Origin of the sequence: Streptomyces sp. Je 1-79 (genome assembly GCF_025195125.1) — a bacterium.
Classification (GTDB): Bacteria; Actinomycetota; Actinomycetes; order Streptomycetales; family Streptomycetaceae; genus Streptomyces.
This window is the reverse complement of sequence record NZ_JAMGSL010000007.1, coordinates 67,975-79,842: the sequence shown is the minus strand read 5'-3', so window position 1 is coordinate 79,842 and position 11,868 is coordinate 67,975. Positions and strand designations below refer to the sequence as shown.

Genomic DNA, 11,868 nt, shown 5'->3' with positions numbered 1-11,868 from the left:
CCTTCGGGGGGTGTGCGGTGCGGTCCGGGGGTGTGTCAGTGCAGGGCGGCGCCCTGCTCGTCCAGTTCGAGCTGAGGGCGTCCCGTGACGACCAGCCAGGCGGGCAGGGAGGCCAGGCAGAGCAGCGAGAGCATCGAGGGCGAGGAGGAGAGGACGGCGGCGACGAAGAGACTCACCCAGCCCTGCCGGGTCGTCGCGAGCAGCACGCCGAGCACGCCGGAGGAGACGGCGACGGCGGGGTGGATCTCGGGGACCAGCGCCTGGGTGAACATGCCGAAGGCGACGCCGATGAAGACCGCGGGGAAGATCCGGCCGCCCACGAATCCGCACGAGGCGGCGACCAGCAGGGCGGCGAGCTTGACCACGGCCATCTTGGCCAGTTCGCCCGAGGAGTAGCTGCCGATGTTCTCGGTCAGCTCCTTGACCTGCTCCAGGCCCTTGAAAAGCGTCAGCGACCCGCCGAACGCGCCCAGCAGGCCGAGGACAAGACCGCCGGCCGGGATCATCAGCATCGGGTGCCGCAGCCGCTGGAAGACGCGGTGGACATGGGGGAGGCCGTAGCAGCAGAGGAGGCCGAAGAGGGCCGCGGCGGTGGCGACGACCATCGAGGCGAGCAGATCGTCCCAGCCCGGGTCGGTCAGCTCGGGCAGCGACATGTCGAAGGTCGGGTGCGCCAGGAGCGAGGTGGTCATCGACCCGGCTCCGGCGGCGATCAGCGGGGCGAAGAGCCGGTCCCACAGCGAGGACTTGGCGTCCGGCTGGCGGGTGAGGGCCTCGGAGATGACCAGGGCGGCGGCCACCGGGGTGCCGAAGAGGGCGCCGATGGTGGCGGAGGAGGCGAGTACGACCCACACCGCACCGGGCGCGGCGGGCGCCGCCTTTCTGCCGATCCAGTAGGCCAGCGCGACATTGGCCGCGATGATCGGGTTCTCCGGTCCGAGGCTGACCCCGCCGGCCAGCGTGAGCGTGCCCGCGAGAAGCAGCCCGGGGACGACCGCGGGCGCGAGGGGCTTGCCGCCGAGGCCCGTCTCCGACGGATCGGGACCCGCGTGCCCCGGCACCTTCCAGACGACGAGACCCACCGCGAACCCCGTCGCGGTGAGCATGAGGATCGTCCAGAAGACGGAGAAGCCGCCGATGCCCAGGGCACCGGGAAGGGTGTGCCACAGGACGTGCTCGAACTCCTCGGAGAGCCACTCGATCCCGAGGAAGAGCAGACTCGCCACCACGCCGACCACGAGGGCGGGCAGGACCTGCGGCAACAGGGTGCGGGCGGGCGACCGGGGGGTGGGGGGCGGGGGCCCGGACGACGGGTTATCGATGGCCACCGCCCCACCATAGGGGCACAAAAGCCGCACAACACCCCGAGAGTTGGGGGTGTCGCCCTCCGTTCAGGCCCGAGGCGCGATCACCGCCGCCGTGCCGTACGCACAGACCTCGGTCCCCACGTCCGCGGCCTCCGACACGTCGAAGCGGAACATCAGCACGGCGTTGGCGCCGCGCGCCTTCGCCTGCTCCACCAGCCGCTCCATCGCCTGGTTGCGGGTCTCCACCAGAGTCTTCGTCAGACCCTTCAGCTCCCCGCCGATCATCGACTTCAGACCGGCGCCGATCTGGCTGCCCAGATGCCGGGAGCGCACCGTCAGCCCGAAGACCTCGCCGATGACCTGCCGGATCTCGTAGCCGGGAACGTCGTTCGTGGTGACGACCAGCACATCCGTCTGCGGTCCCTGACCGCCGCCGTAATCCTCGATGCCCATACGCATCCACCTCCTGGCCACCAGCGTCGGCCCGGCCGCCCACCGCCGCATCCTGGAGAGGACCGGTGGGATGCCCTTGGAACCCGGAGCCGTAAGAATGCGTTGATACTTTGGGGCAGCCGTCCCCCGCCCCCACCGACCGCAGGAGCCCGGAACCCCGTGAATACGCTTGCCCTCGGACCGAGCTGGCTGGACCCGGACTATCTGATTCAGACCTTCGGTCTGATCGGTGTCCTCGTCATCGTCTTCGCCGAGTCCGGCCTGCTCATCGGGTTCTTCCTGCCCGGCGACTCGCTGCTCTTCACCACCGGACTGCTGGTCACCACCGGCAAGCTCGACACGCCGCTGTGGCTCGTCTGCACGCTCGTCGTGGCCGCCGCCATCATCGGCGACCAGGTCGGCTATCTCTTCGGCCGCAAGGTCGGCCCGGCCCTCTTCAAGCGCCCCGACTCCAAGCTCTTCAAGCAGGAGAACGTGGAGAAGGCGCACGAGTTCTTCGAGAAGCACGGCCCCAAGTCGCTGATCCTGGCCCGCTTCGTGCCGATCGTGCGCACGTTCACGCCGATCATCGCCGGTGTGAGCCGGATGAACTACCGCTCGTTCATCACCTTCAACATCATCGGCGGTGTGCTGTGGGGCGCGGGCGTGACCGTGCTCGGCGCCTCCCTCGGCAAGATCGACTTCGTGCACCAGCACATCGAGGCGATCCTCATCCTGATCGTCGCGATCTCCGTGGTCCCGATCGTGATCGAGTACCTCCGGGCCCGCTCCCAGTCCAAGAAGGCCAAGGCCCAGGAGGCCGAGACCGGCGACGACGGCCCCGGGACGCAGAACCCGGGCGGCCGCGGCCGCCACGCCAAGCGCTGACGCAGAGAGCCCGACCCTGGAGCCCCGAAGAACCGGAACCCGGTTCCTCGGGGCTCCGGCACGTCGGGCTCCGACCCGTGGGCCCCGGAGGTCGGGCCCCGGCACATCGGCCCCGCAGGTCGGGCCCGGCGCGTCCGGCTCGCGTCCGGCCCGCTTCGCGTGGCAGGGCCGGGTCAGAAGCCCCTCGTCCGCTTCGCCGCGCGGCGGCCCGCCGCCGCGCGCGGAGCCTGCATGAAGAGCCGGGCCAGCTCGCCACCCAGGTTGACGCCGATCGCGATCGCCAGGGCCAGGGCCGCCGCCTTCGCCAGGGAGGCGAAGCCCTGGTCCAGGTTGTTCTGGGCGATGCCCAGCACCCCGAAGTACGTCGCCGAACCCGGGAGCAGCGGCCCGATCGCCGCCGTCACGTACGGCAGGGACGACGTGTGGTTGTAGCGGGCGGCCAGCTGCCCGAACAGACCCACGAGACCCGCCGCCACCGCCGTCGCCATCACCGCCGACCCGCCGGCCGTCACGGCGATCGCCGCGTAGATCACCCACGCCACCCCGCCGTTCAGCGTCGCGAAGAGCACCGTCTGCCGCGACTGCTGCAGCAGGATCGCGAAGGTCGCGCACAGCACCATCGACGCCAGGATCTGCACCACCGGCCGCTCGACCGGGTTCAGCACCCCGTCCGGGTTCAGCTGCGCGTCGAACTGCACGGCCAGGTACAGCACCGACAGCACACCCACCACGATCGCCACGAAGAAGTACCCGACCTCCAGGAGCCGGGCCGAGGCCGTGATGTAGAAGCCCGTCAGACCGTCCTGGACGGCCGCCACCAGCGCCCGCCCCGGGATCAGCGCGAACAGGCCACCCGTGATGACCGCGGAGGGCCGCAGATCCGCGTGGAGCAGCGTCAGCAGCACCCCCATCGCGGCCGGCGGCATCGCCGCCACCAGGAACTGGTAGAACTCCGGCAGCCCGCGGCCCGCGCAGAGCCACGCCAGCCGGTCGCCGAGCACCGCGCCCAGCGCCGCCACCATGAAGACCGTGAACCCGCCGCCGAGCAGCACCGAGGCCGCGCCCGCCAGCACACCCGCCGCCGACGACAGCACCCATCCGGGGTACGGGTGCCGGTTGCGCCTCATCTCCGCCAGCCGCCGGTACGCCTCCTCAGGGGAGACCTCGTCCGCGTTGATGTCGGCGAGCAGCTGGTAGACCGCCTCCAGCCGGGTGTAGTCCGTGCCCCGGCGCCGTACGGTCCGGTTGGCCGTGACCGGGTCGTCCACCAGCGACGGCTGGTGCGTGATCGACAGCAGCGTGAAGGTGACCGTCGGCTCGCAGCGGTCCAGACCGTACGAACGGCAGATCGCGAACATCGCCGCCTCGACGTCCTCCGCGCCCTCCCCGCCCGCGAGCAGCAGCTCGCCGATACGCAGGGTCAGGTCGAGCACACGGCCCACCGCGGGCCCCGCCTCGTCCTCCTTGCGCGCCGTCTCCGGCACCGGCCGGTCGCCGACCGGCAGCCGCAGCATCGTCCGCATCCGGTCCTGCCAGGGCGCGTCCGCCGGCAGCCGCACCATCGGCAGGCCGTGGGCCGGCGTGAAGGCCGGCGGCGCGTGCTTCGCGGAGTAGGTCGACGGCGGCGCGAACGCCGAACCCTCGGGCTCGGCCGGCGGCTCCGGCGCCAGCCCCTCGGGAACGGCGAACTCGGAGGTCGGGTGCTCCTCCTCCGGCAACACCGGCTGCTCGACACCCGACGGCGGGGTGAAGGCGCTGCGCGCCTCGTCCGACTGCGGCTTCCGGTCCTCCGGGCCGTCCGCCTCCACGACCACTCTGTTCGCCCTCACTCCCATTCGCGCCTTCTGCCCAGTATGACCACGGGCATACGACCTCACGCGAGACGGGCGGCGCACCTCCGCAGAGGTGCGCCGCCCGTCACGACGTCGAAGGCGGACCCACTCAGTGGGCGCCGCCCTGCGCCTCCAGGCGCTTGTACGAGGCCTCGATCTCGGCCTCGGCCTCGGCGCGGCCGACCCAGTCGGCGCCCTCGACCGACTTGCCCGGCTCCAGGTCCTTGTAGACCTCGAAGAAGTGCTGGATCTCCAGGCGGTCGAACTCCGACACGTGGTGGATGTCGCGCAGGTGCTCGACACGCGGGTCCGAGGCGGGGACGCACAGCAGCTTGTCGTCGCCGCCGGCCTCGTCCGTCATGCGGAACATGCCGATGGCGCGGCACTTGATCAGGCAGCCGGGGAACGTCGGCTCGTCCAGGATGACGAGCGCGTCCAGCGGGTCGCCGTCCTCGCCGAGGGTGTTCTCGACGAAGCCGTAGTCGGCCGGGTAGCTGGTCGAGGTGAAGAGGCGGCGGTCCAGGCGGATGCGACCCGTCTCGTGGTCGACCTCGTACTTGTTCCGCGACCCCTTCGGGATCTCGATGGTGACGTCGAACTCCACGGGTGGCTCCTCCTGAATCAACACATGTGAATGCCTGCGGCAACGCGCAGTGATTAAGTGTCCCTCACGCCTGTGTGTGATCGCGAAAGGGGCTGGTCAGCAATGCCGGAGCCGAGGACCTGGCAGCTCACGGCGTGCTCCGCCGTACTGGGTCTGGCCCTCTCCGCCGGAGCCGTGACCGCCGCCGGACCGTGGGACAACGGTCAGCGTAAGGCCGAGCGCGCCCGGGCGGCCGCCGCGACCCCGACAGGTGGCGCACATCACGCGGCGCCGAGGCCCCCCGCGGGCCCCCAGCGCCCCGCCCCGGCCCCCAGCGCCGCCGGAGTGCTCCGCGCGCTCGACACCCCGCGGACCGCCCTCGGGAGCGACCTCGCCGCCGTCCTCGTACCGCTCCTCGCCGACCCCGGCCTCGGCCCCCTGCGCACCGCCTCGGTCGTCGACGCCACCACCGGGAAGCAGCTCTACGGCGAGGGCGCCACGACCCCCATGACCCCGGCCTCCACCATCAAGATCGCCACCTCGGTCGCCGCGCTCTCCGCCCTGGGGGCCGACCACCGCATCCCGACCACCGTCGTCGCCTCCCCGGACGCGCGCACCGTCACCCTCGTCGGCGGCGGCGACCCCACCCTCGACCGCGCCCGGCTGAAGAGCCTGGCCGGCTCGACCGCCCGCGCCCTGAAGGCCCGGGGCGTCACCGGCGGCGTACGGATCGCCTACGACACGCGCCTCTACCAGGGCCCGGCCCGCCACCCCATCGGCCCCAACGACAACATCGCCCCGGTCAGCGCCCTGATGCTGCACGCGGGACGGCTCGACACCTCCGACAGCGGCCCCGCCCCGCGCTCCGCCGACCCGGCCCGGGACACCGCCGAGGCCTTCGCCGAACTCCTCGCCAAGGCCGGTACGAAGGTCCAGGGCACCCCCACCCCCGGCCGCGCCCCCAAGGCCGCGAACGCCCCCGAGGCAGGGAACGGCTCCAAGGCAGGGAACGGCTCCGAGGCGGGGAATGACCCCAAGGCCGCGGACGACCGCAAGGCCGCGGACGGCTCCAAGGCCGTCCAGCTGGCCCGTACCGAGTCCGCCCCGCTCTCCGACCTCGTCGAGCGGACCCTCACCCACAGCGACAACGACCTCGCCGAAGCCCTCGCCCGCCAGACCGCCCTCGCCCGCAAGCAGCCCGCGAGCTTCACCGGCGCCGGCAAGGCCGTCCGCGCCGAACTGGCCTCCCTCGGCCTGCCCACCGCCGGGACACGCTTCGCCGACGGCAGCGGCCTCTCCCGCGACAACCGGCTCTCCGCCGCCCTGCTCACCGGACTCCTCACCCGAGCGGCCGACCCGACCCGGCCCGCCCTGCGCCCCGTCCTCACCGGACTGCCCGTCGGCGGCTTCAGCGGCACCCTCGAAGGCCGCTTCGACACCGGAACCGCCACCACCGGCGCCGGCCTCGTCCGCGCCAAGACCGGCACCCTGACGGGCGTCAACACGCTCGCCGGAACCGTCGTCACCGCCGACGGCCGGCTCCTCGCCTTCGCCTTCCTCGCCGGCCGCACCCCCTCCCCGTACACGGCCCAGCCCGCGCTCGACCGGCTCTCCGCCGCACTCGCCCCCCAGGGCTGATGGCGTACGAAGCCTCACCGAACGGCCGACGAGAACGTACGGTTGACGCATGACGAGCATCGGTGGTGCCGAGATGGTCGACTGGAATCTCGCGGTCGCGACCGCGACCCGACTGGTGAGGCCGGGCCCCGAGGTGAGCCGCGAAGAGGCCCGCGACGTCGTCGCGGAGCTCCGCAGGCACGCCAAGGCGTCCGAGGAACACGTCAGGGCCTTCACGCGGATGATCCCCGAGGGCCACGAACCACGCGACACCCCCGTCCTCGTCGTGGACCGGGCCGGCTGGGTCAAGGCCAACGTCGCCGGCTTCCGCGAACTGCTCTCCCCGCTCCTCGACAAGATGCAGGAACGGCGCTCCAACACGGCCGGCGGCACCGTGCTCGGCGCCGTCGGCGGCAAGGTCACCGGCGTCGAACTCGGCATGCTGCTGTCGTTCCTCGCCTCCCGGATCCTCGGCCAGTACGAGACCTTCGCCCCCGCCGGCCGCGACCTGCCCGCCGGTGACAACGGCGGCGGCCGCCTCCTGCTCGTCGCCCCCAACATCGTCCACGTCGAACGCGAACTCGGCGTCGACCCGCACGACTTCCGGCTCTGGGTCTGCCTCCACGAGGAGACCCACCGCACCCAGTTCACCGCCGTCCCCTGGCTGCGCGACCACCTCCAGGGCGAGATCCAGTCATTCCTCGGCGCCACCGAGGTCGACCCCTCCACCGTCGTCGAGCGGCTGCGCGAAGCCGTCCAGGCCCTCACGGGCAGCCGCCCCGAGGGCGAGGAGGGCGAACCGAGCCCCTCCCTCGTCGAGATCGTCCAGACCCCCGAGCAGCGCGAGATCCTCGGCCGCCTCACCGCCGTCATGTCCCTCCTCGAAGGACACGCCGACTACGTCATGGACGGCGTCGGCCCCCAGGTCGTCCCGTCCGTCGCCGAGATCCGGGAGAAGTTCCAGCAGCGCCGCGCCCGCGGCGCCTCCCGCCTCGACCTCGCCCTGCGCAAGCTCCTCGGCCTCGACGCCAAACTGCGCCAGTACCGCGACGGAGAACGCTTCGTCCGGGCCGTCGTCGACGAGGTCGGCATGGACGGCTTCAACCGCGTGTGGACCTCGCCCAACACGCTCCCCACCAAGTCGGAGATCGCCGCACCGGCCGACTGGGTGGCGAGGGTGCACCGTAAGGCAGACTCGTGAGACGGGTGCGACGTACGACGGAAGAACACACCGCCAATCACCCATCCGAGGGACCGTAGAGCAGGGGTGGGGCGTGCAATGCTCGGGTAACGGCCAGGTTTCTGTCACCATCGACGCACTCTGAGTGACCGAACCCCCTCTTCCGACCGTTAAGACTCCGACCGAGGCACCCCACTCCTTCACGAAGGGCACCGGACATGGGTCCCCATCCTGCGGTCGCGGCGATACGCCTGGCGGTCCGCCGCGTACTCCACGACGTCCTCACCGAGCACCAGACCGACACCGAGACGACCAGCCCCCCGGCCCCCGCGCCCCTGGTGCTCGTGGCCTGCTCCGGAGGCGCCGACTCCATGGCGCTCGCCTCCGCGCTCGCCTTCGAGTCCCGCAAACTCGCCGTCCGCGCCGGCGGCATCACCGTCGACCACGGCCTCCAGGACGGCTCCGCACAACGGGCCGCCGAGGTCGCCGGACGCATGTCCGCACTCGGCCTCGACCCCGTCGAAGCCGTCGCCGTCACCGTCGGCCGCGAAGGCGGGCCCGAGGCCGCCGCCCGCGACGCCCGCTACGCCGCCCTCGACGAGGCCGCCGAGCGCCGGGGCGCCACCGCAGTCCTCCTCGGCCACACCCGCGACGACCAGGCCGAGACCGTCCTCCTCGGCCTCGCCCGCGGCTCCGGCATCCGCTCCCTGTCCGGCATGGCCGCCGTCTCCGGTGCCGCCGGCCGCTACCGCCGCCCCTTCCTGGAGCTCGACCGGCAGACCGTCCGCAAGGCCTGCGTCGCCCAGGAACTCGCCGTCTGGGACGACCCCCACAACGCGGACCCCGCCTACACCCGCTCCCGGCTCCGCCACGAAGGCCTCCCCGCCCTCGAGAAGGCCCTCGGCAAGGGTGTCGTCGAAGCCCTCGCCCGTACGGCCCAGCTCTCCCGCGACGACGCCGACGCTCTCGACTCCTGGGCCGCCGACGCCGAATCCGCCGTACGAGACGAGGCCGGCCGGCTCGAATGCGCCAAACTCTTCGGACTCCCGCCCGCCGTCCGCCGCCGCATCCTGCGCCGCGCCATGATCGCCGAGGGCGCACCCGCCGGCTCCCTCTTCGCCCGCCACATCGAGGAGGTCGACCGGCTGATCACCGGCTGGCGCGGCCAGGGCGCCATCAATCTGCCCGGCCGCGTCGAGGCACGACGGCAGGGTGGCAGACTGGTCATTCGGCAAGGCTGACGCAAGCTGCAACGAAAGTGACCCGGGTGAACGAGAAGGACATGGGCACCGACCTCAAGTCGGTGCTCATCACCAAGGAAGAGATCGACGCGAAGCTGGCCGAGCTGGCCGCGAAGATCGACGCGGAGTACGCGGGCAAGGACCTGCTCATCGTCGGTGTCCTCAAGGGCGCCGTGATGGTGATGGCGGACCTGGCGCGCGCGCTGTCCACCCCCGTCACCATGGACTGGATGGCCGTCTCCTCCTACGGCGCCGGCACCCAGTCCTCGGGCGTCGTCCGCATCCTCAAGGACCTCGACACCGACATCAAGGGCAGGCACGTCCTGATCGTCGAGGACATCATCGACTCCGGTCTGACGCTGTCCTGGCTGCTGTCCAACCTCGGATCGCGCGAGCCGGCCTCCCTGGAGGTCTGCACCCTGCTCCGTAAGCCGGACGCCGCCAAGGTCGCGATCGACGTGAAGTGGATCGGCTTCGACATCCCCAACGAGTTCGTCGTCGGATACGGACTCGACTACGCCGAGAAGTACCGCAACCTCCCCTTCGTCGGCACGCTCGCGCCGCACGTCTACGGAGGCTGACGCACGGGAACCCGGACCGCCCTCCCGCCGTTGGAGCAGAGGAAGGCGGTCACGGGTCACCAGGCTGAGGTACCGTCCGAAGAACAGCTTTTTCTCATAGCAGCTCTCACAGCAGCATTTACCTACGGGCAGGAGGGACGGAGCGTTCTCGCTCCGTATGGATGGACGTGAAGCGATACTTCCGTGGGCCGGTCATGTGGATCGTGCTGGCCGTCCTCGCCGTGGTCGTGCTGATGCAGGTCGTCGGCTCGTCCGAGGGCTACAAGACGGTGGACACCAGCAGGGTCGTCCAGGCGATCAATGACAAGCAGGCCGACCAGGTCAAGCTGACGACCGGCGACGAGCAGGTCATCAAGGTCGAGCTCAAGAAGGGCGCCGACAAGGACAAGTACGGCGGCAGCACCAAGATCCAGGCCAGCTACATCGGTGACCAGGGCGCCAACCTGACCACCACGCTCCAGGAGCAGTCCGCCTCCGGCGACCTCGACAAGGGCTACACCGTCTCCCCTGAGCGGCAGAGCCCGTTCCTGTCGGTGCTGCTCTCGCTGCTTCCCTTCGTCCTCATCGTGGTCGTCTTCCTGTTCCTGATGAACCAGATGCAGGGCGGCGGCTCCCGAGTCATGAACTTCGGGAAGTCCAAGGCCAAGCTGATCACCAAGGACACGCCGAAGACCACCTTCGCCGACGTGGCGGGCTCCGACGAGGCCGTCGAGGAACTCCACGAGATCAAGGAGTTCCTCCAGGAGCCGGCGAAGTTCCAGGCCGTCGGCGCCAAGATCCCCAAGGGTGTGCTGCTCTACGGCCCGCCCGGAACCGGCAAGACCCTCCTCGCGCGCGCCGTCGCGGGCGAGGCCGGCGTGCCGTTCTACTCGATCTCCGGTTCCGACTTCGTCGAGATGTTCGTCGGTGTCGGTGCCTCCCGGGTCCGCGACCTCTTCGAGCAGGCCAAGGCGAACGCCCCGGCGATCGTCTTCGTCGACGAGATCGACGCCGTCGGCCGTCACCGCGGTGCCGGACTCGGCGGTGGCCACGACGAGCGCGAGCAGACCCTCAACCAGCTCCTCGTCGAGATGGACGGCTTCGACGTGAAGGGCGGCGTCATCCTGATCGCCGCCACGAACCGGCCCGACATCCTCGACCCGGCGCTGCTGCGTCCCGGCCGTTTCGACCGGCAGATCGCCGTCGACCGTCCGGACATGCAGGGCCGTCTGGAGATCCTCAAGGTCCACCAGAAGGGCAAGCCGGTCGCGCCGGACGTCGACCTCGGCGCCGTCGCCCGTCGCACGCCCGGCTTCACCGGTGCCGATCTCTCCAACGTCCTGAACGAGGCGGCGCTGCTCACCGCCCGCTCGGACAAGAAGCTGATCGACAACCACTCGCTGGACGAGGCGATCGACCGTGTGGTCGCGGGCCCGCAGAAGCGGACCCGGATCATGTCGGACAAGGAGAAGAAGATCACCGCGTACCACGAGGGCGGTCACGCCCTGGTCGCGGCGGCCTCGCCGAACTCCGACCCGGTCCACAAGATCACGATCCTGTCCCGCGGCCGGGCCCTCGGCTACACGATGGTGCTCCCGGACGAGGACAAGTACTCGACCACCCGCAACGAGATGCTCGACCAGCTGGCGTACATGCTGGGCGGGCGCGCGGCGGAGGAGCTCGTCTTCCACGACCCGACCACGGGCGCGGCGAACGACATCGAGAAGGCCACGGCCACCGCTCGCGCGATGGTCACGCAGTACGGCATGACCGAGCGGCTCGGCGCGATCAAGTTCGGCGGCGACAACACCGAACCGTTCCTGGGCCGTGAGATGGCGCACCAGCGCGACTACTCGGAAGAGGTCGCCGCGCTGGTCGACGAAGAGGTCAAGAAGCTCATCGAGACCGCGCACAACGAGGCGTGGGAGATCCTCGTCGAGAACCGTGACGTCCTCGACAACCTGGTCCTGCAGCTCCTGGAGAGGGAGACGCTGGGCAAGGAGGAGATCGCCGAGATCTTCGCGCCGATCGTCAAGCGCCCGGCCCGACCGGCCTGGACGGGCTCGTCCCGCCGTACGCCCTCGACCCGCCCGCCGGTGCTCTCCCCCAAGGAGCTGGCACTGACGAACGGAGCGAACGGCTCGTCGGCGGCGACGGCGACGGTGGACACCACCAAGGCCATCGAGGTCGCCCCGGAGGAGACTCCGGAGTCCTGACCCCGGCCACCC

At 71.0% G+C, this 11,868-nt stretch carries 10 protein-coding genes; 6 read left to right on the top strand and 4 right to left on the bottom strand.

The features are described 5' to 3' along the window. Positions 1–35 precede the first annotated feature (35 nt). Positions 36–1,322 (bottom strand): ion channel protein, encoded by a 1,287-nt coding sequence (locus tag M5362_RS15570; protein WP_374214482.1) that lies wholly within the window; start codon positions 1,320–1,322, stop codon positions 36–38. 69 nt (positions 1,323–1,391) lie between these two features. Beyond that, positions 1,392–1,760: a YbjQ family protein gene (locus M5362_RS15565; protein ID WP_260228131.1), complete on the bottom strand. Its 369-nt coding sequence runs from the start codon at positions 1,758–1,760 to the stop codon at positions 1,392–1,394. Positions 1,761–1,919: 159 nt separating this feature from the next. Here M5362_RS15565 and M5362_RS15560 point away from each other — a divergent pair, with 159 nt between their 5' ends. Next, entirely contained in the window at positions 1,920–2,627 is a 708-nt protein-coding gene (locus tag M5362_RS15560; protein ID WP_260228130.1) for a DedA family protein, read from the top strand. Positions 2,628–2,800: 173 nt separating this feature from the next. Here the strand turns inward: M5362_RS15560 and M5362_RS15555 are convergent, their stop codons facing one another. Together M5362_RS15555 and M5362_RS15550 are read right to left on the bottom strand one after the other, a co-directional pair. Beyond that, positions 2,801–4,441, bottom strand: coding sequence for a threonine/serine exporter family protein (locus tag M5362_RS15555; RefSeq protein ID WP_260228480.1), 1,641 nt, complete (start codon positions 4,439–4,441; stop codon positions 2,801–2,803). 127 nt (positions 4,442–4,568) lie between these two features. Further along, entirely contained in the window at positions 4,569–5,063 is a 495-nt protein-coding gene (locus M5362_RS15550) for an inorganic diphosphatase (RefSeq protein ID WP_003968257.1), read from the bottom strand. A 102-nt stretch (positions 5,064–5,165) separates the two neighbouring features. Between M5362_RS15550 and dacB the strand changes: the two genes are divergently transcribed. From dacB to ftsH, 5 genes are all read left to right on the top strand, one after another. Then, the gene (gene dacB / locus M5362_RS15545) at positions 5,166–6,680 is read left to right on the top strand and encodes a D-alanyl-D-alanine carboxypeptidase/D-alanyl-D-alanine-endopeptidase (RefSeq protein WP_260228129.1); all 1,515 of its coding nucleotides are present in this window, start codon (positions 5,166–5,168) and stop codon (positions 6,678–6,680) included. Between the two features lie 49 nt (positions 6,681–6,729). Beyond that, positions 6,730–7,860, top strand: a complete 1,131-nt coding sequence (locus M5362_RS15540; protein ID WP_260228127.1) for a zinc-dependent metalloprotease — start codon at positions 6,730–6,732, stop codon at positions 7,858–7,860. A gap of 197 nt (positions 7,861–8,057) precedes the next feature. Further along, positions 8,058–9,080 carry a tRNA lysidine(34) synthetase TilS gene (gene tilS, locus M5362_RS15535; protein WP_260228126.1) on the top strand — a complete coding sequence of 341 codons (1,023 nt, stop codon included), beginning with the start codon at positions 8,058–8,060 and terminating at the stop codon, positions 9,078–9,080. 41 nt (positions 9,081–9,121) lie between these two features. After that, the gene (hpt, locus tag M5362_RS15530) at positions 9,122–9,661 is read left to right on the top strand and encodes a hypoxanthine phosphoribosyltransferase (RefSeq protein WP_260228479.1); all 540 of its coding nucleotides are present in this window, start codon (positions 9,122–9,124) and stop codon (positions 9,659–9,661) included. A 161-nt stretch (positions 9,662–9,822) separates the two neighbouring features. Beyond that, the gene (gene ftsH / locus M5362_RS15525) at positions 9,823–11,856 is read left to right on the top strand and encodes an ATP-dependent zinc metalloprotease FtsH (RefSeq protein WP_260228125.1); all 2,034 of its coding nucleotides are present in this window, start codon (positions 9,823–9,825) and stop codon (positions 11,854–11,856) included. Positions 11,857–11,868 lie beyond the last annotated feature (12 nt).

What these genes read in the sequence shown, in the direction of transcription:
- hpt (WP_260228479.1), top strand. Translation starts at nt 9,122, where the DNA reads ATGGGCACCGACCTCAAGTCGGTGCTCATCACCAAGGAAGAGATCGAC.
- dacB (WP_260228129.1), top strand. Translation starts at nt 5,166, where the DNA reads ATGCCGGAGCCGAGGACCTGGCAGCTCACGGCGTGCTCCGCCGTACTG.
- M5362_RS15540 (WP_260228127.1), top strand. Translation starts at nt 6,730, where the DNA reads ATGACGAGCATCGGTGGTGCCGAGATGGTCGACTGGAATCTCGCGGTC.
- tilS (WP_260228126.1), top strand. Translation starts at nt 8,058, where the DNA reads ATGGGTCCCCATCCTGCGGTCGCGGCGATACGCCTGGCGGTCCGCCGC.
- M5362_RS15565 (WP_260228131.1), bottom strand. Translation starts at nt 1,760, where the DNA reads ATGGGCATCGAGGATTACGGCGGCGGTCAGGGACCGCAGACGGATGTG.
- ftsH (WP_260228125.1), top strand. Translation starts at nt 9,823, where the DNA reads ATGGACGTGAAGCGATACTTCCGTGGGCCGGTCATGTGGATCGTGCTG.